Raw genomic sequence first — 24253 nt, 5'->3', positions numbered from 1 at the left:
GGCTACTTGGCCTTGGCGATGTCGGTGTCGATCTGCGCGGCGGTCTTCTCCAGACCGGCCTGGAGGTCCTTCACCGCCCCCTTCTCGTACTGGTAGCCGAAGTCCTGGAGGGTCTGCTGGTACGTGGCCCCGTTGACGGCCCCGTCCGGGGTGTTGGAGTGCGGGTTCTGCGCGATGTCCAGGAAGGTCTTGAAGCGCGGGTCGAACTTCAGGTCGGGCGACTTCAGCGCCTCGAAGGTGGAGGGCACGTTCTTGATGCCGTTGGCGAAGTCGACCACCGCCTGCGTGTCGCTGGTCATGAACTTGACCAGCTCCCACGCGGCGTTCTGCTTCTTGCTGGCGGGCGCGATGCCCATGATCGTGCCGGAGAGGAAGCCCTTGCCGTAGGTGTCGGCCTCGTCGTCGGCCACGGGCATCGGCGCGACCCCGATCTCGAAGTCCGCGCCCGCCTCCTCGGCCATCCCGAGCCGCCACTCGCCGTCCATCTGCATGGCGACCTGGCCGGTCTGGAACGGGTGCTTCGCGCCCCACTCGTCACCGAAGGAGCCGCGGAACTTCTCCAGCTTGTCGTAGCCGCCGAGGTCCTCGACCAGCTTCTTCTGGTACGTGAACATCGCGGCGAAGGCCGGGTCCTTGGCGATGTTCGACTTGCCGTCCGCGTCGAAGTACGCGTGGTCCCAGGAGCCCAGGTAGTGGTCGGCGACCGACTCGTAGCCGTGGAAGGTCGGCATGAAGCCGAGCTGCTGGTAGCCGTCGCCCTTGGTGACGGTCAGCTTCTCGGCGTCGGCCGCGAACTCGGAGAGGGTCTTGGGCGGCGCGGCGATCCCGGCCTTCTCGAACGCGTCCTTGTTGTAGTAGAGCCCGTACGCGTCGGCCAGCAGCGGCAGCGCGCAGCGCTTGCCCTCGAACTGCGTGTAGTCGAGGAGCACCTTCGGGAAGGTCTTCTCCAGGTCCAGCTTCGACTTCTCGATGAACGGCGTCAGGTCCGCGAAGGCGCCGGACGAACAGAACTTGCCGACGTTCGACGTGGTGAAGGACGACACCACGTCCGGGCCGTTCGAACCCCCGGCGCGCAGCGCCTGGTTGAGCTTGTCGTCGTTGATGTTGCCGACGACGTTCACCTTGATGTTCGGGTGGGCCTTCTCGAAACGGTCGACGTTGTCCTGCACCGCCTTGACCTCGGACGGCGCGCTCCAGCCGTGCCAGAAGTTGATCGTGGTCTTCGCGTTCGGGTCGTCCGTGGCGCCGCTCTGGGACTGCCCTGTGCAGGCGGTGGCGAGGACGGATATCGCGGCGACCGCCACGGCGGCGGTGGTGAGGCTGTTTCTGCGCATGGCGAAGCTCCTTGAAGACGGTTGAAGGAGAGGCAACGGCGGTACGGAGTGCGGGAGGTTCAGGGGCGCGAGGTGTCGAACACCTCGTCGCGGGTGTCCGCGAGGGCGCGTTCCAGGGCGCCGCGCAGGACCGGCAGCCGGACGGTCTCGGCGAGGACGAGCGGGGGCCGGGAGGCGGCCAGTTCGGCGAGTTCGGACTGGATCAGCGCGCGCAGCCGCTCGCCGCCGGCCGAGATCAGCCCGCCGGCCAGCACGATCAGCCCGGGGTCGAGCACGGCCGTCAGGGAGGCGAGCCCGGTGGCGAGCCGCTGCGCGTAACTCCGCAGCAGCTCGGTCAGCCGCTCGTCCTCGCCGTACGCGGCGGCGGCACGGGTCAGCAGGGCGGCGGCGACCTCCGGATAGGGCTGCTGCGGGGTGTCGATGCCGAGCGTCGCGGCGAGCCGGGGGATCGCCTGGGCGCCCGCCAGCTCCTGGAAGCCGCCGCTGTTGGCCTTGACGACCTGGCGTACGAGCGGGGTGCCCGGCACCGGCAGGAAGCCGACCTCCCCGGCGCCGCCGGTGAAGCCCCGGTGCAGCCGGCCGTTGATGACGAGCGCGCCGCCGAGCCCCTCCTCGTTCCAGAGCAGGACGAAGTCGTCATGGCCCCGGGCGGCCCCGCGCCGCTGCTCGGCCACCGCGACCAGGTTCACGTCGTTCTCGTACTCCACGGGCATGGGCAGCGCCGCCGCCAGCTCGTCGAGCAGGGTGGGGGAGTGCCAGCCCGGCAGGTGCGAGGCGTAGCGCAGCCGGCCGGTGCCCGGATCGAAGGCGCCCGGCGTGCCGATCACCACCCGGTGGACCGCGGACCGGTCCAGCCCGGCCCGCTCCGCGGCGCCGTCCAGTGCCCCGACGACCTGGCCGACCACGCTCTGGGCGCCCCGGGCCGGGGTGCGGAGTTCGAACTCGCCCACCACCGTGCCGGTGACGTCGGCGACGGCGGCCACGATGCGCTGGGCGTTCACGTCGAGCCCGGCGACGTACGCCGCCTCGGGGTTGACCGCGTACAGCTGCGCGTTGGGCCCGGGGCGCCCCTCGGAGGTGCCGGTGACCCGCACCAGCCCGGCCGCCTCCAGCCGGGCCAGCAACTGCGAGGCGGTCGGCTTGGAGAGACCGGTGAGCTTCCCGATCCGGGTGCGGGAGAGCGGGCCGTACTCCAGCAGCAGATCGAGGGCGGCGCGGTCGTTCATGGCGCGCAGCAGCCGGGGGGTGCCGGGGACGCCGGTGCCCGGGGTGGTTCCTGCCATGGAGGTGGTTCCGCTCTCTGTTAGGAAAGTTTCCTGTCCGGTGAGAGGAAGGTAGGCGTCCGTCCCCGGGGCGTCAATGGCGAGGCGGCCGGGCAACGAAAGCGTTACCTGCGGGGAAAGCGCGGAAGCGGCCCGGAAACGCGAAAAGGGGGCCTGCCGCGTCGTGCGCGGAGGCCCCCCGGCGGAGAGGTGCGGGTACGGCTACTTGCTGATGCTCGGCGGCGTGAGCGGCGTCGCGGCGAGCGACTGCGGCGAGGTCGCCGAGGCGTACGCGGACGGGGCGGCCATCGCCGCCGTCGGGTCCGCCTTCGACTCGGCCTCCGGCTGCGGGGGCACCGTGCCGATCATGCTGATCCCCGCCTCGTCCAGCGACCTCTTGATGCGCCAGCGCAGCTCGCGCTCCACGGCGAGCGCCTTGCCCGGCATGGTCTTCGCGGTGACCCGTACGGTCATCGAGTCCAGCAGGACGGCGTCCAGGCCGAGGATCTCCACCGGGCCCCAGAGCCGCTCGCTCCACGGCTCCTCCTTCGCCATGACCTCGGTGGCGGCGGAGATGGCCGCGCGCACCCGGTCCAGGTCCTCCGTCGGCCGGACGGTCACGTCGACACCGGCGGTGGACCAGCCCTGGCTGAGGTTGCCGATCCGCTTCACCTCGCCGTTGCGGACGTACCAGATCTCGCCGTTGTCGCCGCGCAGCTTGGTGACCCGCAGCCCCACCTCGATCACCTCGCCGGAGGCGACGCCGGCGTCCACCGTGTCGCCCACGCCGTACTGGTCCTCCAGGATCATGAAGACCCCGGAGAGGAAGTCGGTGACGAGGTTGCGCGCGCCGAAACCGAGCGCGACTCCGGCGACTCCGGCGGAGGCCAGCAGCGGCGCCAGGTTGATCTCGAAGGCGCCCAGGATCATCAGCGCCGCCGTGCCCAGGATCAGGAACGAGGTCACCGACCGGAGCACGGAACCTATCGCCTCCGAGCGCTGGCGGCGCCGCTCGGCGTTGACCAGCAGCCCGCCGAGAGCGGTGCCCTCCACGGCCTGCGCGCTGCGGTTCATCCGCTCGATCAGATTGGTGAGGGCGCGGCGGATCAGGTAGCGCAGCACGATCGCCACGGCGGCGATCAGGATGATGCGCAGACCGGTGTTCAGCCAAGTGGACCAGTTCTGCTCGACCCAGCCCGCGGCGTCGCCGGCCTGCCGGGCGGCCTCGTCGAGCGAGCCTCCCGACCCGGTCGACGGGGCGGCGGCCAACAGAACGGACGGGGACACGGCGGGACCTCCAGAACGGGCGACGGCGGATCAACCAGGTTAACGACGGGCGCGGCCCGGATGATGTCCGCAGCCCGGCGAGAGACGCATCTCATCCCTTCATCACATGTTTGTGCGCGTTTCGCCGCGCAGCCCGACCGTGCCCCGACCGTGCGGCCGTCGGCGCAGGCGGTCCGTGCGGCCGTCGGGCGGAATCGGTTCGACCCATTACCCGCACGTGGTGGCGCCCGGACCAGGCATGAGGAGAGACTGAGAGCGGATCGTCCCGGCGCGAGCCACGCGCCGCCGGCGTACAAGGAGGCATCCACCGTGCCGCACGTCCTGGTTCTCAACGCGTCGTACGAGCCGCTCGGCGTCGTACCGCTCCACCGCGCGCTCGTCCTCGTCCTCGAAAACAAGGCCGTCTGCCTCGAAGAGTCCGGCGCCCTCCTCCGCAGCCCCACCACCGCCGTACCGGCGCCCAGTGTGGTCCGCCTCAAGCGCTTCGTCCGGGTCCCCTACCGGGGGCCCGTCCCACTCACCCGCCGCGCGCTCTTCGCCCGGGACGGAGGGCGCTGCGTGTACTGCGGGGCCGCCGCCACCAGCGTCGACCACGTCGTCCCGCGCAGCCGGGGCGGTCTGCACGCGTGGGACAACGTGGTGGCCGCCTGTCGCCACTGCAACCACGTCAAGGCCGACCGGCACCTCCCCGAGCTCGGCTGGCGCCTGCGCCACCAGCCCGCACCCCCCACCGGCCTCGCGTGGCGGATCATCGGCACCGGCCACCGCGACCCGCGCTGGCTGCCCTACCTCCAGCCGTTCGGCGCGGACGACGCGCTGGCCCGGATCGACGGCGTCTCCGCGTGAGCACCGCCTGCCACCCCGGTCGCTGGACCGCGGCGGCGGGCCGGCAGGCGGGCAGGCAGACGGGTCGGCAGGCGGATTGGCTGAAAATGGCTCAAATCTGCCGTCCGGGGGAACGGGATGTGACCCACGGCACGTTGAGGACGTTGGCATCGGACCTATGCCACGCTCACGTCTGCGCACCCGAGGGCTGGGTAGGTCTCTGTTCCGTCCTGCTCCCACGGCCAGGAGGCCCACCTTGCCCGCAGCCGCGCGTCTTCCGCTCCCCGCCCTGTCCAAACAGGTCCCCGGTCCGGCCCGCCCGGAGCCGCTGACCAGTGAGCCGTCGGCCAACGAGCCGTCGACCGGTGAACCGCTGACCAGTGAACCGCCCCTCCAGCCCGCAGCCGTCCCCCGCCCCCTCGGCGGACCCCGCACCGGACTCGTCGCCGCGTTCGACGCGCCGCCCGCCGCCGGCACCGCGCCCCTCACCAGCGAGCCGCCGCTCGCCGACGCCACCCCCCTGACGAGCGAGCCGCCGCTCGCCGTCGTCGCTCCGCTCACCAGCGAACCGACCGCCCCCGGTGTCGCGGGGGCCATGGAGTCTCCAGGAGTCTGAATGGGCCTCTCCCGGCTCGCCGCCCTGCACGGCGTCGCCACGTCCTACTCCCCGTCCGCAGGTGTCACGGTGACCGTCCCCGACGACACGGTCACCGCCGTGCTCGCCGCACTGGGCGTGGACGCCGCCACCCCGGAAGGCGTACGGAGGTCGCTCGCCGCCGCCGAATCGAGGGCGGGCTCCCGGCTGCTCCCGCCGACCGTGGTGGTCTGGGCGGGCGAGCCGCTGCCGCCCGCCCTCGCCACGCTGCCGATCGGGACGACCCTGACGGTCGCCCCGGAGGCCGGACCGGGCGCCGCGCGGCCCGAGCCGGTCCGGCTGCGCGTCACCGGCGCGCAGGCCGACGTCCCGGACGCGCCCCCGCCGTCCGCCGTCCCCGTCTGGTGGACCGACCCGCCCCTCGGCGTGCACCGGGTGACCGCGCGCACCCTCGACCACCGGCAGGGCACCGCCACCCTCGTCGTCGCCCCCGCCCGCGCCCCGCAGCCCCCCGCCCGCGCCCAGGGCTTCCTCGTCCAGCTCTACTCGCTGCTCTCCGCCCGGTCCTGGGGCATGGGCGACCTCGGCGACCTGGCCGACCTCGCCGCCTGGGCCGGACGCACCCTCGGCGCCGGGTTCGTCCAGATCAACCCGCTGCACGCGGCCGTCCCCGGACGCCCCACCGACCCGTCCCCGTACCGCCCCTCCTCGCGGCTCTTCCCCGACCCCGTCCACCTGCACGTCGAGTCGATCCCGGAGTACGGCCAGGTACGCGCCCGTGCGGTGCTCGACGACCTCCGCCAGGACGCCGCCGCGCTCTCGGAGGCGGTGCTCAACAAGGGCGCGCTGATCGACCGGGACGCCGTCTGGGAGCTGAAGCGGCAGGCCCTGGAGCTCGTCCACCAGGTGCCGCTGACCCCCGGCCGCCGGGCCGCGTACTGCGACTTCCTCTCCGCCCGGGGCCAGGCCCTGGAGGACCACGCGCTCTGGTGCGCGCTGGCCGAGGTGCACGGCCCCGACTGGCACACCTGGCCCGAGCCGCTGCGCGACCCCCGCTCCCGGGAGACCGCCCGCGCCCGCACCGGACTCCTCGACCGCGTCGACTTCCACAGCCGGCTCGCCTGGCTGACCGACATCCAGCTCGCCGAGGCCCAGCGGGCCGCCGAGGACGCCGGGATGGAGGTCGGCGTCATCCACGACCTCGCCGTCGGCGTGCACCCGGCGGGGGCCGACACCTGGGCCGGCCAGGACGACTACGCCCGTCGCATGTCCGTCGGCGCGCCCCCGGACGCCTTCAACGCGCGGGGCCAGGACTGGGGCCTGCCGCCCTGGCGGCCCGACGCCCTCGCCGCCTCCGGCTACGCCCCCTTCCGGCGCCTGCTGCGCGGCCTCCTCGCACACGCCGGAGCGCTCCGCGTCGACCACGTCATGGGCCTCTTCCGGCTCTGGTGGGTCCCCGAGGGCAAGCCGCCCACCGAGGGCACCTACGTCAGCCTGGACGGCGAGGCGATGCTCGCCGTCCTCGTCCTGGAGGCCCACCGCGCCGGGGCCGTCGTGCTGGGCGAGGACCTCGGCACGGTCGAACCCGGCGTCCGCGAGGCGCTCGCCCGGCGCGGGGTCCTCGGCACCTCCGTGCTCTGGTTCGAACGCGACTGGGAGGGCGACGGCCGCCCGCTGGACCCGGAGCGATGGCGCCAGGACTGCATGGCCACCGCCACCACCCACGACCTGCCGTCCACCGCGGCCCGCCTCTCCGGCGACCACGTACGGCTCCGCCACGAACTCGGCCTGCTCACCCGCACCCTGGAGGAGGAGCTCGCCGAGGACGCCGCCGACACCGCCGAATGGCTCGGCCGGCTCGCCCGGCTGGGGCTGCTGCCCGAGGGCGAGGGCGACGAGGAGGCCGCCGTACGCGCCGTGCACCGCTTCCTGCTGCGCACGCCCGCCCGGCTGACCGGCATCTGGCTCCCGGACACCGTGGGCGACCGGCGCCCGCAGAACCTCCCCGGGACCTGGGACCAGTACCCCAACTGGCGCCTGCCGATCGCCGACGGGGAGGGCCGTCCCCTGACGTTGGAGCAGATCACCGGCTCGCCCCGACTCCACCGCCTGATGGACGAACTGACCCCCCGCACCCCACGTACGGCACCCCCGGACGCGCGGCGTCCTTAGGCGTTCGCTACGTTTGCACCGTGGACAAGAAGAACGCTATGCGCGCCGGCGCCGTTGCGGCCGGTACGACGCTGATGATGCTGCTCATGTCGTCTCCCGCCCTCGCGCTGACGCGCGACGACGGCGACGACCCGGGTCAACACGGCCTGTCGGTCATCGAGACCATCAGCCTGTACGTCCTCGCGCCCCTCGCGCTGTTCGCCGTGATCGCGGGCCTGGTCGTGGTGCTCGACAAGTCCAAGAAGAAGGCGTAACCGCCTCACACGCTCCAGCCGTGTGCGCCGCCGGTACGGGTTACCGCGCGGCGCACACGCATGTCCGGATACGGGCGCGCCACCGTGCCGTGAGTCCGCCACGCACCGGACACGGGCCACCGACAGGTACCCGCGAGGGTGCCCGGACCACGCCGTGAGCCCGCCACGCGCGAGGGCGCCCTCCCCGGTGCGTACCACCCGGGGAGGGCGCCCTCGCGGCTCTCGCGGCTTCGCGCTCCCGCGTGCCGCGCCGTTACGCGGTCGCGGCGGCGGCGTCCGCGGCCTGGGCGCGCAACGCGCGCTCGACGCCCGCGCGGGACTCCGACATCAGCCGGCGCAGCGCCGCGTTCGGCTCGGCCGAGGCCAGCCACGCGTCCGTGGCGTCCAGCGTCTCCTGGGAGACCTGGATCGCCGGGTAGAGGCCGATCGCGACCTGCTGGGCCATCTCGTGGCTGCGGCTGTCCCAGACCTCCTTGACCGCCGCGAAGTACTTCTCCGCGTACGGCGCCAGCAGCTCGCGCTGCTCGGTCTGGACGAAGCCGCCGATGACGGCCTCCTGGACGGCGTTCGGCAGCTTGTCGGACTCCACGACCAGAGCCCAGGCCTCCGCCTTGGCCTCCTCGGAGGGACGCGCGGCGCGGGCCTCGGCCGCGTGCCGCTCGCCCGCCGCGGTCCGGTCACGCTCGTACTCGGCGGCGATCTCCTCCTCGTCGAGCAGACCGGTCGCGGCGAGCCGCTGCACGAACGCCCAGCGCAGCTCGGTGTCGACGGCCAGGCCCTCGACCGCCTTGGTGCCGTCCAGCAGCCCCTGGAGCAGGTCCAGCTGCTGCGGGGTACGGGCCGTCGCCGCGAAGGCGCGGGCCCAGGCCAGCTGGTGGTCGCTGCCGGCCTCGGCCGCGTTCAGGTGCGCCAGAGTGGCGTCCGTCCAGCGGGTCAGCAGCGCCTCGCGGGACTCAGGCGCCGCGTACTGGTCGAGCGCCAGCTTCAGCTGACGGTGCAGCGACTGCACCACGCCGATGTCCGACTCCTTGCCGATGCCGGCCAGCACCAGCGCGAGGTAGTCGCGGGTCGCCAGCTCGCCGTCGCGGGTCATGTCCCAGGCCGAGGCCCAGCACAGCGCACGCGGCAGCGACTCGGCGAAGTCGCCCAGGTGCTCGGTGACGAACCGCAGCGACTCCTCGTCGAGCCGGACCTTCGCGTAGGAGAGGTCGTCGTCGTTGAGCAGGACGACGGCCGGGCGCTTCGTGCCCTCGGGCAGCTCCACCTCGGTGCGCTCGCCGTCCACGTCCAGCTCGATCCGCTCGCCGCGGACCAGCTTGCCGTCGGCGCCGAGGTCGTAGAAGCCGATCGCGATGCGGTGCGGGCGCAGCGTCGGCTCGCCCTTGGCGCCGGCCGGCAGCGCCGGGGCCTCCTGGAGCACGGCGAGGGAGGTGATGCGGCCCTCTGCGTCCGTCTCGATCGACGGGCGCAGGATGTTGATACCGGCCGTTTCCAGCCACGACTTCGACCAGGTCTTCAGGTCGCGGCCGGAGGTCTTCTCCAGTGCTCCCAGCAGGTCGGACAGACGGGTGTTGCCGAAGGCGTGCGCCTTGAAGTAGGCCTGCACGCCCGCGAAGAACTCGTCCTGGCCGACGTACGCCACGAGCTGCTTGAGGACCGAGGCGCCCTTGGCGTACGTGATCCCGTCGAAGTTGACGAGGACGTCGTCGAGGTCGTTGATCTCCGCCATGATCGGGTGGGTGGACGGCAGCTGGTCCTGCCGGTACGCCCAGGTCTTCATGGAGTTGGCGAACGTGGTCCACGAGTGCGGCCACCGCGAGCCCTCGGCGCCGGCCTGGCAGGCGATCGAGGTGAAGGTGGCGAACGACTCGTTCAGCCAGAGGTCGTTCCACCACTCCATGGTGACCAGGTCGCCGAACCACATGTGGGCCAGCTCGTGGAGGATGGTCTCGGCCCGGACCTCGTACGCGGCGTCGGTGACCTTGGAGCGGAAGACGTACTGGTCGCGGATGGTGACCGCGCCCGCGTTCTCCATCGCGCCCGCGTTGAACTCCGGCACGAAGAGCTGGTCGTACTTGGCGAACGGGTACGCGTAGTCGAACTTCTCCTGGAACCAGTCGAAGCCCTGCCGGGTGACGGCGAAGATGTCGTCCGCGTCGAGGTGCTCGGCGAGCGAGGGGCGGCAGTAGATGCCGAGCGGCACCGTCCGGCCGTCGCGCTCGTAGCTGCTGTGCACCGAGTGGTACGGGCCGGCGATCAGCGCGGTGATGTACGTCGAGATGCGGGGCGTCGGCGCGAAGGTCCAGACGTCGTCCACCGGCTCGGGCGTCGGGGAGTTCGAGATCACGGTCCAGCCCGCGGGGGCCTTGACGGTGAAGGCGAAGGTGGCCTTCAGGTCGGGCTGCTCGAAGCTGGCGAACACCCGCCGCGCGTCCGGCACCTCGAACTGGGTGTAGAGGTACGCCTGCTCGTCCACCGGGTCGACGAACCGGTGCAGGCCCTCGCCGGTGTTGGTGTACGCGCAGTCGGCGACGACCTTCAGCTCGTTCGCGCCCTCGCGCAGGTGCGGCAGGGCGATCCGCGCGTCGCGGAAGACGGCGGCGACGTCCAGCGCGGTGCCGTTGAGGACGATGTCGTGCACGGCGGGGGCGATGAGGTCGATGAAGGTCTCCGCACCGGCCTCCGCGGAGTCGAAGCGCACGGTGGTGACGGACCGGTAGGACCCGCCTTCCTGCGCCCCGGAGAGGTCGAGCTCGACCTCGTAGGAGTCCACGGTCAGCAGGCGGGCCCGCTCCTGTGCCTCTTCGCGGGTCAGATTCGTGCCAGGCACCCGGTCATCTCCTTCGATGGTGACGTTTCGGGTCATCCTTCCACGTCAGGGGTGCGGGGCGTTACGTGCTTTCGCGCGGAGCGGAGCCGGGGGAACCAAGCGCGAGGGGGCGGCCACCGGTGGTCACCGGTGACCGACCCCTCGGACGGGTCAGCCGTTCAGCTCGGCCGCCACCAGCTCGGCGATCTGCACCGCGTTCAGGGCCGCGCCCTTGCGGAGGTTGTCGTTGGAGACGAAGAGCGCGAGGCCGTGCTCGACCGTCTCGTCGACCCGGATGCGGCCCACGTACGAGGGGTCCTTGCCGGCCGCCTGGAGCGGGGTCGGGATCTCGGAGAGCTCGACGCCCTCGGCGTCCTTGAGCAGCTCGTAGGCGCGCTCGACACTGATCGGACGCGCGAACCGGGCGTTGATCTGGAGCGAGTGGCCGGAGAAGACCGGCACGCGCACGCAGGTGCCGGAGACCTTGAGCTCCGGGATGCCGAGGATCTTGCGGGACTCGTTGCGGAGCTTCTGCTCCTCGTCCGTCTCGTACGAACCGTCGTCCGCGATCGAACCGGCCAGCGGCACCACGTTGAAGGCGATCGGGCGCTTGTAGACGCCGGGCTCCGGGAAGTCCACGGCCCCGCCGTCGTGGGTCAGCCTGTCCGCGTCGGCGACCACCTTGGAGGCCTGGCCGTGCAGCTCGGAGACGCCGGCGACACCGGAGCCGGAGACCGCCTGGTAGGTGGCGACGGTGAGGGTCTCCAGACCCGCCTCGTCGTGCAGGGGGCGCAGCACGGGCATCGCGGCCATCGTGGTGCAGTTCGGGTTGGCGATAATGCCCTTGGGGCGGTCCAGCGCGGCCTTCGGGTTGACCTCGGAGACGACCAGCGGGACCTCGGGGTCCATGCGCCAGGCGGAGGAGTTGTCGATCACGACGGCGCCCTGCTGGGCGACCTTCTCGGCGAGGGCCCGGGAGGTGGCGCCGCCCGCGGAGAAGATGACGATCTGCAGGCCCGTGTAGTCGGCGGTGGAGGCGTCCTCGACGGTGACCTCGGTGCCCTCGAAGTCGATCGTGGAGCCCGCGGAGCGGGCCGAGGCGAACAGCCGCAGCTGGGTGACCGGGAACTCACGCTCGGCCAGGATCCTGCGCAGGACTGTGCCGACCTGACCGGTGGCGCCGACGATTCCGACCTTCACGGAAGACTCCTCTGTACGTGTGTGCGGCCCTGGGGGCTCGTCCCGTCGTCCCTGGTGAGCGGGTACGCGGTGCGGCCCTTTGCCGCCCCATGATGCGTATGTCCCTGCCCACCTTGTCCAATCCATTGTCCGGCCTGCGGACTCCTCGGGCCCAGGCCGCAGGTTCTGCCGTCGCGCGGGCCCGGGGAGCGAACATCTTCGGCGGGGCGCCGGGGCCCGCCGCCGGCCGGTGGAAACACGACGGGGCGGGTGCCCGTGAGAGCACCCGCCCCGCCGTTCTGCCGGCCGGTCGCGAGGACCGGGCCGGACGGAGGTGTTACCCGGTGACCTTGTCGATCACCACACTGCCGGTGCCCGCGGCGGTGCCGTGGGCGTTCACGAGCTGGACCTCGCCGAAGAACTGGCGGCCCGCGGGGGCCGCACCGGCGACGATCACCTGGGCGCCGACCTGGGCGGACGCTCCGGCCGCCAGGTTCACCGGCGTCGACTCGTCGACCTTGATCGTGCCGAGCGCCGCGGAGTAGAACACGTCGCGGTAGTCGTACGCGGTGGTGCCGGTCGGAACGTCGTAGCCGTCCACCACGACCGTGTAGGTGCCGGCGGCCGGGGAGGGGATGCTCACCGACTCCTCGGACCCGGCGGTGGTCGAGGCGCCGACCTGCGTGTCACCGAGGAAGACGTACAGGTCGATGTCCGCGTTGGCGTCCGAGGTGGAGCCGATGGCGACGTCGAGCTTCTCGGCGCCCGCCGGGACGGTGACCTCGAAGGCCTGCGCGTCACCCGTCGAGATCGACGGGCGCTCGACCGCGGCCGAACCGAGCGAACCGCCCTTGAGGTGACCGGTCAGCGCGGCCGCCTCGTTGGTGACGGTCCAGTTCACCGCTGCCGGGGTGCCGATCTTCGCCTCGGCGATGGTCTGCACCGCCGGGTCGAAGGTGGCGCCGAGCAGCGAGACGTCGAGCTTGTACGGGTTGTCCAGGAGCGGCGACGTACGACGGGCCTCGACCTCGATCTCCCAGACGCCGGGCTGCGGGTCCTGGTAGGCACGCGCGTCCGGACGGCAGGTGTTGGTCGGGCTCTCGTAGTTCGGGTAGCAGTAGATCGTGGAGCTGTCCTCGACCGACACCCCGTACGGGTGGATCGAGATGAACCGCGTCTGGCTGCCCGAGCGCAGGGCGCCGAGCGCGACCTCAAGGGTCTTGGCGCCCTCCGGCACGTTCAGGAAGTACGACGTGGTGCTGTTGCGCTGCACCGAGCCGGACGCCGTGAACGCGTTCGTGGGGGCCTTGATGTCGGTGGCGACAACGACGGTGTTCAGGATCTGCTGGTCCACGCCCACGGTCTTGCCGTCGTTCACCTCCAGGATGGCGCTGTGCGCGCCGGCCGAGCGCGGCTGTGCCTGGACCTTGACGGTCACCGGCGTGCCGAGCGGCAGCTTGACGGTGCTCGGACCGACCAGCTTGAAGGTGCCGTCGTCGTTCTTCCACGACAGCTTGTGCGCGACGTCGCGGTCGGCACCGGTCGTACGGGTGATGACCACGTCGTACGTCTTCTTCTGGCCGACCTTCAGGCCGCCCTCACGGTCGTAGACGCCGGTGCCGAAGCCCGGGTCCTTGAGCGCGAAGTCGATCGCGGTGTCGACCGGGGCCTTGACCGTGTACTCGTTGGCCGTGGCGCCCTTCTTGATGAGCTTCCACGCGTCCACGATGTTGATCAGGCCGGAACCCTGGGCGAGCGCGGGCACGTCCTTGATCTGGGTGGCGGAGCTGGTCAGCGCGGTGCGCAGATCGGCCGGGGGCAGCTCGATGTGCTTCTGCTTCGCGGCGGAGAGCAGCAGCGCGGTGGCGCCGGCGACCTGCGGCGACGACATCGACGTGCCCTGGAGCATCGAATAGCCGGCCGGCAGGGTGTAACCGGCCTCCTTGACCGGGCTGCCGGGCAGCCAGGTCTGCGTGGTGTTGATGGCCGCGCCGGGGGCGGTGATGATCGGCGCGAAGCCGCCGTCCTCACGCGGACCGCGCGAGGAGAAGGGCAGCATGTCGTACTTCTTGGTGACCAGGGAGCCGTAGTTGGCCGCCCACGTCTCCTTGGAGATCGACGCGCCCACCGAGATGACGTGGTCGGCGAGGCCGGGGTCACCGATGGTGTTGACACCCGGGCCCTCGTTGCCGGCCGAGATGACCAGCTGGACGCCGTAGGTGTCGATGAGCCGCTTGTACAGCTCGGCGCGCGCGTTGTTGCCGTCGTTGAGCGCCGGCAGACCGCCGATCGACATGTTGACGACGTCGACACCGCGGTTCACGACGAGGTCGATCATGCCCTCGGTGAGGGCGATGTTGGTGCAGCCGCCGCTCCAGGTGCAGGCGCGCGAGGAGACGATCTTCGCGCCGGGGGCCGCGCCGTTCATCGCGCCGCCGAACAGGCCGTTGGCCGCGGTGATGCCCGCGACGTGCGTGCCGTGCTCGCCCACGATGACGCCGATGTTGACGTAGTCGGAGGTGGCGCCCGCCGCGTTGTAGACGACGTTCTTGCGCGTCTCGACGACGAACGGGATGCGCTCGGCGACCTCGGTGCGCGGGTCGTCCTTGCCGAAGTAGGAGACCTGGAACTTGTCCTTGTACGGCAGGAGGGCCGTGTCGTCGGAGAAGTCCGCGTTGTTGTCCAGGTCCACCCGGGTCACCCCGGTGACCGGGTCGTACAGCACGCCCCAGGTGTCGGTGGTGTCACCGTCACGGTTGAGGTCGCCCGCCATGTCGCCGCCGAGGGTGGCCGACTCGCGGAACAGGCTGAACTTGTACGAGCCCGCGGGCGCCTTGTAGGTGACGCCGCCGAGGGTGAACGAGGGGCCGGAGACCGCCTGCGTCATCCGCAGCCAGGTGCCGTCGCCGTCGCTGACCGGGTCGGTCGCGGTCACCCAGTCGACGATCTTGCGCTCGCCGGTGGTGGTCTTCTGGAGCGCCGGGTGGGCGAGGTCCACACCGGAGTCCAGGATGCCGATGGTGATGCCCCGGCCGTCCGCCTTCGGGTTCTGCTTCACGAAGTCGACGGCGCCCGTCTCGAAGGACGGGTTGTACGGGTTCTTCGCGGGCGTCTTCTTCGACGGCGCCGCGTACGTGGCGGAGGTCTTGGCCGTCTTCGCGCCGGCGGCACGGTCGGCCGAGGGCGTCGGATCGTCCAGCTCGATCTCCTGCTGGAGGTCGATGCCGAGCACCGACGACAGCTTCGAGGCCGAGGCGATGGTGGTCTTCGCCGTCTTCGTGGGCACGGTCGCCCGGACGTAGCCGAGCTTGTCGTACGTGATGCCGGGGACCGAGCCGCTGACCGCGTCGAGCTGGCTCTTGACTTGCTCGGTGGCGCCGGGCTTCGTGGCGACCATCAGCGTGACGTTCTTCTCGCCCTTGGCCTCGGCCTGCGCCAGCACCTGGGCGTCGGACTTGCCGAGCTTGTCGCCCGAGTCGCCGGTGGCGGCGGGCTTGACGGTGGTCGCGGCCGGGTCGTCCGCGGCGAAGACCGGCACGGCGCCGGTGGCGGCGAGCGCTGCCACCAGACCCGCCGCGGCGGCCACCCGGGCCACGCGTCTTGCCGCCGGTATGGAGCCGGGGGAATCCTTGGTCATCAGCATCCCTGTTATTCGGAAAGAATGAGTCCGGAAATCGGTACCGGATGACCGCTCACCCTTTCGTATCCGACAGGGTTTTGTGGAGAGTTGACGGAGGCGCTTAGACGACATGGCGTAGATCCGCCACCGTTGCTCCTGCGTCACCGGGGAGAAAAGGTGCCAGACCATGCCATCGCGGGCCCTCAGGAGGCTCTCCCGCCCCGGTTCCCCCTCCGCTCAGCGGGGCAACGCCACCACGTACGCGGCGGGTTCCCGGTCCCGCGCCGCGCCCAGCGCCGTCCGCACCACGTCCGCCTGCTCCTCCATCGCCTCGCGCAGCCGCTCCGCCGGGAGCCGCACCACCGTGACCCCGAGCCGCTCCAAGTGCTCCCGCCGCACCGCGTGCGCCGCCGGCCCCGCCGCGCGCTCCGTCCCGCCGTGCTCGTGTTCCGTCCGGTCGCGCTCGCGTTCCGCCGGGCCGCGCTCGCGTTCCGCCGGGCCGCGCTCGCGTTCCGTCCGGCCCCGCTCGTGTTCCGTCCGGCCGTGCTCGTGTTCCGTCCGGTCGCGCGTCCCGCGCGGTGCGGGCCGGGGCGCGGTGGCGTACCGGGGCGCGCGGGCGGTGTCCAGCTCCACCGCCACCGCCTCCTCGGGCCAGTAGGCGTCCACGCTGCCCAGGTGCGGGCCGCCGGGCAGCCGCAGGTCCACGTTCCACACCGGCTCGGGCAGCCGGTGCAGCCGCACCATCGCGTACAGCCGCTCCTCGGCGATGCTCCTGCCCTCCGCGAGCAGCAGCTCCACCGCGCGGGTCACCGCGGGCCGGGCCAGCAGCTTCGCCGCGCTCAACTCGGCGACGAGCGGGCCGGGTTCGCAGTGGCCGTCGCGGACCGCCTCGGTCAGCAGCAGGCGTACCGCGACCGGCTCGTCGAGCCCGGCCACCACGTCGGCGACGGCCCGCTCCGCGGCCACCACCGGAATCCCGCCGACCGTCACCCGCTCCCGGGGGAGGGCCGCGCGCACCACCCGGACGAAGCCCGCCGCCCGCAGCCGCCTGGTGCGCGGCACGAGGACGTCGACCCGGGTGAGCGCCGGTACGGGCGGGGCCGCGGCGAAGCCGTGCAGCGCCAGCGCCGCCACCCCGGTGACGACGGCGTCCCCGGCGGCGGCGCCCGTACCGGCGATGAGGTCCGTACCGGCCGCGGGGCCAGTACCGGCCGCGGGGCTCGTGCCGCGGCGCCCGGTGGCGGGGCGGCCCGCGTACAGCAGCGCCGCGCGCAGCCGCTCCCGCCCGTCGGCCGGGCCCGTGTGCAGCAGGTAGACACCGGGCAGCAGTTGCTGCCACGGGCCCCGGGGCGTGCAGCGCCCGGAGATCTGGGCGGCGGTCAGGCCCCGCCGCCGCAGCTGTGCGCCGGTGACCACCCGGAGGTCCGACCCGGGTGTGCGGGGGAGGGCGCGGGGGGAGGACAGGGAGGTGTCGTGGTTCATGCACAGGGGCCTTCCGCCGACGGAGCGGCCGCTAACCCCTGTTACAGGCCCGTCGCCATACCAGGACAGCCCGGCCCCCCTGCGTACGGACCGATGATCGAAATGGCCCGCCGTGCGGGGGTTGCCCGGGGGCAACCCCCGAGGGGGTCAGACCGCCGCGTCGTACTCCTGACCGCGCAGCGCGCGCGCCAGGTCGTCCCGGGCCTCCAGCACCAGGCGGCGCAGCGCGGGCGCGGCGTCCTCGTGCTCCTTCAGCCAGGCGTCGGTGGCCTCCAGGGTCGCCGGGTCGTCCTGGAGCCCCGGGAACAGGCCCGAGACCACGTGCATCCCGATCTGGATGGAGCGCTCCTTCCAGACCCGCTCGATCGCCGCGAAGTACTTCCCGGCGTACGGCGCGAGGAGTGCGCGCTGCGAGGGCCGGACGAACCCGCCGATGGTCGCCTCCACCAGGGCGTTGGAGAGCCGGTCGGACTCCACGACCGCCGCCCACGCCTGGTCCTTGACCGCCGCCGAGGGGCGCGCCGCCAGGCAGCGCACCTGGTGGCGCTTGCCCGACGCCGTGTCGTCGCGGGCCAGTTCGGCGTCGATCGCCCCCTCGTCGGCCACGCCGTGCGCGGCCAGCGGGAAGAGGAACGCCCAGCGCAGCTCCTGGTCGACGTCGAGTCCGTCGATCGTGGCGGAGCCGTCGAGCAGCTCGCCCAGCAGGCGGAAGTCCTCGTCCGAGGAAGCCGTCGAGGCGAAGAACCGGGCCCAGGTCAGCTGGTCCTGGCCGCCCGGCACGGCGAGCCGCAGCTCGCGCAGCGCCCCCTCGGCCAGCAGCCGGCCGCCCTCCTCGCGCCAGGCCGGGGCCGCGTAGTGGGTGAGCGCGGACTGGGCCCAGTTGTGCAGCATCTGGAGCACGCCGATGTCCGACTCGCGCCCGGCGAAGGCGAGGACCAGGGCGATGAAGTCCCGGGCCGGCATCAGCCCGTCGCGGGTCATGTTCCACAGCGCCGACCAGCAGAGGGCGCGGGCCAGCGGGTCGGTGACCGCACCGAGGTGGTCGCGCAGGGTGGCGAGCGACTGCTCGTCGAAGCGGACCTTGCAGTACGTCAGGTCGTCGTCGTTGACGAGGACCAGCTCGGGCTTCTCGGCCCCGGCCAGCTCGGCGATGACCGTCCGCGCCCCGGCCACGTCCGTCTCGACGCGGGCGTAGCGCGCCAGCGCGCCGCTCCCGTCGTGCCGGTACAGGCCCACCGCGATCCGGTGCGGGCGCAGTTCCGGGTGGGAGGCGGCGGCCTCCTGGACCACGGCGAGCTCGGCGATCCGGCCCTCGGAGTCGTACTCCACCACCGGGGTGAGGCTGTTGACGCCCGCCGTCTGGAGCCAGGCGCGGGACCAGGCCGTCATGTCGCGGCCGGAGGTGTCGGCGAGCACCGACAGCAGGTCGCCGAGGCGGGTGTTGCCGTAGGCGTGCTGCTTGAAGTAGCGCCGGGCGCCTTCGAGGAACGCGTCCCGCCCGACGTACGCCACCAGCTGTTTCAGGACCGAGGCGCCCTTGGCGTACGTGATGCCGTCGAAGTTCAGCTTGGCGTCCTCCAGGTCGCGGATGTCGGCCGTGACCGGGTGGGTGGAGGGCAGCTGGTCGGCCCGGTAGGCCCACGCCTTGCGGTTGTTGGCGAAGGTGATCCAGCCGTTGGTGAAGCGGGTCGCCTCGACCATCGAGAAGGAGCCCATGAAGTCCGCGAAGGACTCCTTCAGCCACAGGTCGTCCCACCAGCTCATGGTGACGAGGTCGCCGAACCACATGTGCGCCATCTCGTGCAGGATGACGTTGGCCCGGCGCTCGTAGGACGCCGTGGTGACCTTGCCGCGGTAGATGTACTCCTCGCGGAAGGTGACCAGGCCCGGGTTCTCCATCGCGCCGAGGTTGTACTCCGGCACGAACGCCTGGTCGTACTTCCCGAACGGGTACGGGTAGTCGAAGTGGTCGTGGAAGAAGTCCAGGCCCTGCTTGGTGATGAGGAAGACGTCGTCCGCGTCGAAGTGGCGGGCGAGACCCTTGCGGCACATCGCGCCGAGCGGGATCTCCAGCGTGCTGCCGTCCTCGAAGGTACGGGAGTAGTGGTCGGTCACGTAGTGGTACGGCCCCGCGACCACGGCGGTGATGTACGTCGAGATCGGCTTCGTCTCGGCGAACCGCCACACCCCGTCCTCGTGGGACTCCTCGGCGCCGTTGCTCCAGACCCGCCAGCCCTCGGGGGCCGCCACCTCGAAGCGGTACGGCGCCTTGAGGTCGGGCTGCTCGAAGTTGGCGAAGACCCGGCGGGCGTCGGCCGGCTCGTACTGGGTGTAGAGGTAGACCTCGCCGTCCTCCGGGTCGACGAACCGGTGCATCCCCTCGCCGGTCCGGCTGTACGCGCACCGCGCGTCGACCACCAGGACGTTCTCGCCCTCGGCCAGGCCGTCCAGAGCCAGGCGGGACCCGTCGAAGACGGCCGCCGGGTCGAGCGCGGTGCCGTTCAGGGTCACCGCGTCCACGCCCGGGGCGATCAGGTCGGCGAAGGTGGAGGCACCCGCACGGGCCGAGCGGAAGCGGATGGTGGTCACGGACCGGAAGGTGCGCGGGGCGCCCTCCTCCTCGGCCCCGCCGACGGCGGACCGCAGATCGAGCGCGATCTCGTATCCGTCGACGGTCAGCAGCTCCGCCCGCTCGCGGGCCTCTTCGCGGGACAGGTTCTCACCGGGCACCGGCACTCCTTCGTGACTCGATTTCGAATGGTTTGATCCTCGCATGCCGCCCTCCGGGGCATCCCGGGGGAATCCTTCGACCGTTCCACGCGTTGTCCCGCGCGGAGACCGACGCTGCCAAGGAGAGACATGTCCGACACCACCACCGCACCTGGCAAGACCCCCGCGGACTTCTGGTTCGACCCGCTCTGCCCGTGGGCGTGGATGACCTCCCGCTGGATGCTGGAGGTCGAGAAGGTACGCGACGTCGAGGTCCGCTGGCACGTGATGAGCCTCGCCGTCCTCAACGAGGACAAGCTGGACCAGCTGCCCGAGGAGTACCGCGACCTGCTGGAGAAGAAGGCGTGGGGCCCGGTCCGGGTCGTCGTCGCCGCCCAGCAGCTGCACGGTGACGAGGTCACCGGCCCGCTCTACACCGCGCTCGGCACCCGCTTCCACAACAACGGCGAGGGCCCGACCCGCGAAGCGGTCCTCGGCGCGCTCGCCGACGTCGACCTGCCCGCCTCGCTCGCCGACTTCATGGACGACGCCACCTACGACGCCGAGCTGCGCGCCTCCCACCAGGAGGGCATCGACAAGGTCGGCCAGGAGGTCGGCACCCCGGTCATCGCGGTGCCCGGCGCCGACGGCGAGCAGGTCGCGTTCTTCGGCCCGGTCGTGACCCCCGCCCCCAAGGGCGAGGCCGCGGCGAAGCTCTGGGACGGCACGCTGCTGGTCGCCTCGGTCCCCGGCTTCTACGAGATCAAGCGGACCCGCACCCAGGGCCCGATCTTCGACTGATCCGCACCGTCGTACGGGGCGCGGGCGGGCGCGGGGGCGGGCGGCCCCGCGCCCGCCCCCGCATTCGTTCGCACACCCGCAACACGCGAACTCTTGTTCCCACGGTGTGGCCGCCCCATGATCGGCGCATGCCCGCCGACAGACCCCCGCGACCCGCGCCCGCCCTGCCCCGCCGGGTGCGCGTCGGTTACGGCCTGGGTTCCCTCGCCACCGGCACCTTCTCCACCGTGCCCGGTCTCGTCCTGCTCTACTACCTCACCGACGTGCTGGCCGTGCCCGCCGCCGTCGCCGGGGCCGCCGTCTTCCTCCCCAAGGCGTGGGACGTCCTCGTCAACCCGCTGGTCGGCGCGGCCTCCGACCGCAGCCGGCTGCGCGGCGGCCCCCGCCGCCCCTTCCTGCTGATCGGCGCCTGCACCCTGCCGCCGTCCTTCGCGCTGATCTTCGCCGCCCCCGACCTGCGCGGCGGAGCCGCCGCCGGATACGTCGCCGTGCTCTTCCTGCTCGCCGCGACCGCGTACGCCGTCTTCCAGGTGCCGTACGTGACGATGCCCGCCGAGATGACCGAGGACCCCGCCGAGCGCGGCCGGGTACTGGCCTGGCGGGTGGCGTTCCTCGGCGTCGCCATCCTGCTCTCCGGCGCCCTGGCCCCCGCCGTCGCGCACGCGGACGGCGACACCCCCGCGAGCTACCGGCTGATGGGCGTCGTCGTCGCCGTGCTCCTCGCGGCGGGCATGTTCGGCGCCTGGTTCACCACCCGGTGGGCCCCCACCGTCGCCCGCAGCGAGGCCGAACCCTCCCTCCGCGCCCAACTCGCGGCCGCCCGCACCAACCGCCCCTTCCTCCACCTCGCCGGGATGTGGACGCTCCAGGCGCTGGCGATCGGCGTGATGCTCGCGGGCGTCCAGTACTTCGCCACCTACACGCTGGGCTCGGCGTCCGCGGTGACCCCGCTCTTCGCCTGCATGATCGGCCCGCTGGTGCTCTTCATGCCGCTCTGGAACCGGCTCGCCCGCCGCAAGGGCACCCGGTACGCCCAGTGGTGCGCCTCGCTGCTCTACATCGCCGGGGCGCTCGCCCTCGCCTTCACCGGGGCGGCCGGTCCGGTGCTCGGCTACCTCGCGGTGGCCGCCGTCGGCATCGCGTACGCGGGCCTCCAGCTACTGCCGCTGACCCTGCTGGCCGACACCCTCGCCGCCGACGCGGTCCGCACCGGCAAGCGCAGGACCGCGACCTTCACCGGACTGTGGACGGCCGCCGAGACCCTCGCCTTCGCCCTGGGCGCCGGAGTGTTCGCGCTGGTCCTCGCGGTGACGGGGTTCCGCTCCTCGGACGCCGACCACGAGGTCGCCCAGCCCGCCGCCGCCCTCACCGGCATCACCGCCGGGATGAGCCTGCTGCCCGCCGTCCTCGCCGCCGCGAGCCTCTTGCTGCTGCACCGCTACCGCGAGGAAGCCGACCCCACCGCCGTGACCCCTTCCGCCCCGAACGAGGACCTGACCCGTGCCGACTGACCCCGTACCCACCCCCGCCGCGACCGGCCGCCCCGCCGCCGAGGTGCTGGCCGAACTGCGCGCCCTGCGCGGCGCCGACGCCCCCACCCGGGGCGGGCGCACCTTCGCCTACGTCTACGACGCCGGGCTCGACGGACTCGACGAGCTGACGGCCGAGGCGTACACCGCCTTCGCCACCGTCAACGGGCTCGACCCCACCGTCTTCCCCAGCGTCGCCCGGCTGGAGAACGACCTGGTCCGCGCCGCCGTCGACCTCCTCGGCGTCCCCGGCGCCCAGGGCACCTTCACCAGCGGCGGCACCGAGAGCATCCTGCTCGCCGTCAAGACCGCCCGCGACCACGCCCGTGCCGTACGCGGGGTGACGGACCCCCAGCTGGTGCTGCCCTCCACCGCCCACGCGGCCTTCCACAAGGCCGCCCACTACCTGGGCCTCGAACCGGTCGTCGTCCCCGTCGACCCGGTCACCTTCCGGGCCGACGCCCAAGCGATGGCCGCCGCCCTCACCGACCGCACCGCCCTCGTGGTCGCCTCCACCCCCTCGTACGCCCACGGGGTCGTCGACCCGGTCGCCGAGATCGCCGCCGCCGCCTCCGCGCGCGGGGTGCTCTGCCACGTCGACGCCTGCATCGGCGGCTGGCTGCTGCCCCATCTGCGGCGCGCCGGGCGGGACATCCCGCCGTTCGACCTGTCGGTGCCCGGCGTCACCTCGCTCTCCGTCGACCTCCACAAGTACGGATACGCCGACAAGGGCGCCTCCGTGGTGCTCTACCGGGACGCCGAACTCCGCCGTCACCAGTACTTCGCGCACGCCGGCTGGCCCGGCTACCCGGTCGTCAACCCCACGGTGCAGGGCACCAAGTCCGGCGGGCTGCTCGCCCAGGCGTGGGCCGCCCTCCAGCACGTGGGCGAGGACGGTTACACCGCACTCGCCGGCCGGGTCGCCGAGGCGTCCGACCGGCTGCTGGCCGGGCTGCGCGCCCTGCCCGGCCTCCGGGTCCTCGGCGAACCCGCCGCCGGACTGGTGGCGTTCACCGTCCTCGGAGGGGAAGCGGGCGGGGAGCAAGGGGAGGAGAGAGAGGACGGGGCGGACAGGGAGCACGGGGCGCCGGACGCGGCTCCCGGTGAAGGGGTGCCCAGCGAAGGGGTGCCCGGTGAAGGGGCGTCCAGTGAAGGGGTGCCCGACCTCAGCCTGCTGCTCCACCTCGCCGACGAGATGCGCGAGCTCGGCTGGTACCTCCAGCCCCAGCTCTCCTTCGACGGCCTGCCGCCCAACCTGCACCTCACGCTCACCCCGGCCACGGTCGGCCAGGTCGACGCCCTCCTCACCGACCTGGCGAAGGCGCTGTCCGCCGCCCGCGCGCTGGACCCCGTCGCGGTCGACCCCGCCCTCGCCGAGCTCGCCGCGGGCCTGGATCCGGACACGCTCGGGCCGGAGGAGGTCGCGGGCGTGCTCGCCTTCGCCGGCCTCGACGGGGACGCCGGTCTGCCCGGCCGGATGGCCCCGGTACTGGCGCTGCTGGACGCCCTGCCGGGACGGCTGAAGGAGCGTCTGCTCGCGGAGTTCATCGGCGCGGTGTTCCGGGTCTGACTCCGGCGGTACGCCGTACGCGAAGAGCCCCCGCGAGTCATGTCCTCGCGGGGGCTCTTCGTCCATCCGCCTGCCGGGTGAGGGTTGAGAAGACGATCACGAGGCAGGACGCTTCGGGGGCCGGAGCTCAGGGGGCGAGCAGCAGCACGTTCTCGCGCGCCTTGGCGGCGGCGTACCGCTGCGCGACGTCCTGCCAGTTGACGACCCGCCACATCGCTTCGATGAAGTCGACCTTCTGGTTCTTGTACTGGAGGTAGAAGGCGTGCTCCCAGGCGTCGAAGACGAGGACCGGCACGGAGCCCTGGCCGACGTTGCCCTGGTGGTCGTAGACCTGCTCGACGATCAGCCGGCCGCTCAGCGGCTCGTACGCGAGCACGCCCCAGCCCGATCCCTGTGTGGTGGCGGCGGCCTTCGTCAGCTGGGACTTGAAGCCGGCGAAGGAGCCGAAGGAGGCGGTGATCGCGTCCGCGAGGTCGCCGACGCCGTCCGCCGCGAGCGGTTCGCCGCCGCCGTCGCCGGTCATGTTGTGCCAGTAGATCGAGTGCAGGATGTGCCCCGAGAGGTGGAACGCGAGGTTCTTCTGGAGCCCGTTGACCGCGCCCCAGGCCTCCTTGTCCCGGGCCTCCTCCAGCTGCTCCAGGGTGTCGTTCGCGCCCTTCACGTACGCCGCGTGGTGCTTGTCGTGATGGAGCTCGATGATCTGCGGGTTGATGACCGGTTCCAGCGCCGCGTAGTCGTACGGGAGTTCCGGGAGCGTGTAGGTGGCCATGGTGGGGACCCTTCAAATGCTCAGCAGTTGTTATTGCAACCTATGTGCAAGTGCAGG

The 24253-nt window shown here is 72.4% G+C and carries 16 protein-coding genes; 7 read left to right on the top strand and 9 right to left on the bottom strand.

What is annotated here, in order from left to right:
- Positions 1 to 2 precede the first annotated feature (2 nt).
- The 3 genes from OG599_RS11270 to OG599_RS11260 all read right to left on the bottom strand — a co-directional run bounded on the left by OG599_RS11270 (position 3) and on the right by OG599_RS11260 (position 3883).
- Positions 3 to 1334: an ABC transporter substrate-binding protein gene (locus OG599_RS11270; RefSeq protein ID WP_327175845.1), complete on the bottom strand. Its 1332-nt coding sequence runs from the start codon at positions 1332 to 1334 to the stop codon at positions 3 to 5.
- A 59-nt stretch (positions 1335 to 1393) separates the two neighbouring features.
- The gene (locus OG599_RS11265) at positions 1394 to 2617 is read right to left on the bottom strand and encodes an ROK family transcriptional regulator (RefSeq protein WP_327175844.1); all 1224 of its coding nucleotides are present in this window, start codon (positions 2615 to 2617) and stop codon (positions 1394 to 1396) included.
- A gap of 201 nt (positions 2618 to 2818) precedes the next feature.
- The gene (locus tag OG599_RS11260; protein WP_327175843.1) at positions 2819 to 3883 is read right to left on the bottom strand and encodes a mechanosensitive ion channel family protein; all 1065 of its coding nucleotides are present in this window, start codon (positions 3881 to 3883) and stop codon (positions 2819 to 2821) included.
- A gap of 309 nt (positions 3884 to 4192) precedes the next feature.
- Here OG599_RS11260 and OG599_RS11255 point away from each other — a divergent pair, with 309 nt between their 5' ends.
- The 4 genes from OG599_RS11255 to OG599_RS11240 all read left to right on the top strand — a co-directional run bounded on the left by OG599_RS11255 (position 4193) and on the right by OG599_RS11240 (position 7729).
- Complete coding sequence (locus tag OG599_RS11255) at positions 4193 to 4729, top strand: HNH endonuclease (RefSeq protein ID WP_327175842.1); 537 nt, start codon at positions 4193 to 4195, stop codon at positions 4727 to 4729.
- 235 nt (positions 4730 to 4964) lie between these two features.
- Positions 4965 to 5324, top strand: coding sequence for a hypothetical protein (locus OG599_RS11250; RefSeq protein WP_327175841.1), 360 nt, complete (start codon positions 4965 to 4967; stop codon positions 5322 to 5324).
- On the top strand, positions 5325 to 7475 hold the full coding sequence (gene malQ / locus OG599_RS11245; protein WP_327175840.1) for a 4-alpha-glucanotransferase: 2151 nt from the start codon (positions 5325 to 5327) through the stop codon (positions 7473 to 7475).
- Between the two features lie 20 nt (positions 7476 to 7495).
- Positions 7496 to 7729 carry a hypothetical protein gene (locus OG599_RS11240; protein WP_327175839.1) on the top strand — a complete coding sequence of 78 codons (234 nt, stop codon included), beginning with the start codon at positions 7496 to 7498 and terminating at the stop codon, positions 7727 to 7729.
- Positions 7730 to 7982: 253 nt separating this feature from the next.
- Here OG599_RS11240 and pepN (OG599_RS11235) read toward each other — a convergent pair whose 3' ends face one another.
- The 5 genes from pepN (OG599_RS11235) to pepN (OG599_RS11215) all read right to left on the bottom strand — a co-directional run bounded on the left by pepN (OG599_RS11235) (position 7983) and on the right by pepN (OG599_RS11215) (position 19548).
- Complete coding sequence (gene pepN / locus OG599_RS11235; RefSeq protein WP_327175837.1) at positions 7983 to 10559, bottom strand: aminopeptidase N; 2577 nt, start codon at positions 10557 to 10559, stop codon at positions 7983 to 7985.
- A gap of 150 nt (positions 10560 to 10709) precedes the next feature.
- The gene (locus tag OG599_RS11230; RefSeq protein ID WP_327175836.1) at positions 10710 to 11738 is read right to left on the bottom strand and encodes an aspartate-semialdehyde dehydrogenase; all 1029 of its coding nucleotides are present in this window, start codon (positions 11736 to 11738) and stop codon (positions 10710 to 10712) included.
- A 316-nt stretch (positions 11739 to 12054) separates the two neighbouring features.
- Positions 12055 to 15360 carry a S8 family serine peptidase gene (locus OG599_RS11225; protein WP_327175835.1) on the bottom strand — a complete coding sequence of 1102 codons (3306 nt, stop codon included), beginning with the start codon at positions 15358 to 15360 and terminating at the stop codon, positions 12055 to 12057.
- 213 nt (positions 15361 to 15573) lie between these two features.
- Entirely contained in the window at positions 15574 to 16818 is a 1245-nt protein-coding gene (locus OG599_RS11220; protein ID WP_327175834.1) for a hypothetical protein, read from the bottom strand.
- Positions 16819 to 16965: 147 nt separating this feature from the next.
- The gene (pepN, locus tag OG599_RS11215) at positions 16966 to 19548 is read right to left on the bottom strand and encodes an aminopeptidase N (RefSeq protein WP_327175833.1); all 2583 of its coding nucleotides are present in this window, start codon (positions 19546 to 19548) and stop codon (positions 16966 to 16968) included.
- A 129-nt stretch (positions 19549 to 19677) separates the two neighbouring features.
- Here pepN (OG599_RS11215) and OG599_RS11210 point away from each other — a divergent pair, with 129 nt between their 5' ends.
- The 3 genes from OG599_RS11210 (at position 19678) to OG599_RS11200 (ending at position 23427) form a co-directional block, all read left to right on the top strand.
- Entirely contained in the window at positions 19678 to 20328 is a 651-nt protein-coding gene (locus OG599_RS11210) for a mycothiol-dependent nitroreductase Rv2466c family protein (protein ID WP_327175832.1), read from the top strand.
- A gap of 128 nt (positions 20329 to 20456) precedes the next feature.
- Entirely contained in the window at positions 20457 to 21839 is a 1383-nt protein-coding gene (locus OG599_RS11205; RefSeq protein ID WP_327175831.1) for an MFS transporter, read from the top strand.
- On the top strand, positions 21829 to 23427 hold the full coding sequence (locus tag OG599_RS11200; protein WP_327175830.1) for a pyridoxal phosphate-dependent decarboxylase family protein: 1599 nt from the start codon (positions 21829 to 21831) through the stop codon (positions 23425 to 23427). The genes OG599_RS11205 and OG599_RS11200 overlap by 11 nt, the downstream gene beginning before the upstream one ends.
- Before the next feature lie 127 nt (positions 23428 to 23554).
- Here OG599_RS11200 and OG599_RS11195 read toward each other — a convergent pair whose 3' ends face one another.
- Complete coding sequence (locus OG599_RS11195) at positions 23555 to 24196, bottom strand: superoxide dismutase (RefSeq protein ID WP_327175829.1); 642 nt, start codon at positions 24194 to 24196, stop codon at positions 23555 to 23557.
- Positions 24197 to 24253: the final 57 nt, after the last annotated feature.

The organism is Streptomyces sp. NBC_01335 (assembly GCF_035953295.1).
Classification (GTDB): Bacteria; Actinomycetota; Actinomycetes; order Streptomycetales; family Streptomycetaceae; genus Streptomyces.
Note: the sequence above shows the minus strand (reverse complement) of the source record. Positions and strands in the feature narration are given on the sequence as shown.

Excerpts from the sequence above, each read along its gene's own strand:
- OG599_RS11270 (WP_327175845.1), bottom strand. The coding sequence starts at position 1,334 with ATGCGCAGAAACAGCCTCACCACCGCCGCCGTGGCGGTCGCCGCGATA.
- OG599_RS11265 (WP_327175844.1), bottom strand. The coding sequence starts at position 2,617 with ATGGCAGGAACCACCCCGGGCACCGGCGTCCCCGGCACCCCCCGGCTG.
- malQ (WP_327175840.1), top strand. The coding sequence starts at position 5,325 with ATGGGCCTCTCCCGGCTCGCCGCCCTGCACGGCGTCGCCACGTCCTAC.
- OG599_RS11225 (WP_327175835.1), bottom strand. The coding sequence starts at position 15,360 with ATGCTGATGACCAAGGATTCCCCCGGCTCCATACCGGCGGCAAGACGC.
- OG599_RS11220 (WP_327175834.1), bottom strand. The coding sequence starts at position 16,818 with ATGAACCACGACACCTCCCTGTCCTCCCCCCGCGCCCTCCCCCGCACA.
- OG599_RS11210 (WP_327175832.1), top strand. The coding sequence starts at position 19,678 with ATGTCCGACACCACCACCGCACCTGGCAAGACCCCCGCGGACTTCTGG.
- OG599_RS11205 (WP_327175831.1), top strand. The coding sequence starts at position 20,457 with ATGCCCGCCGACAGACCCCCGCGACCCGCGCCCGCCCTGCCCCGCCGG.
- OG599_RS11195 (WP_327175829.1), bottom strand. The coding sequence starts at position 24,196 with ATGGCCACCTACACGCTCCCGGAACTCCCGTACGACTACGCGGCGCTG.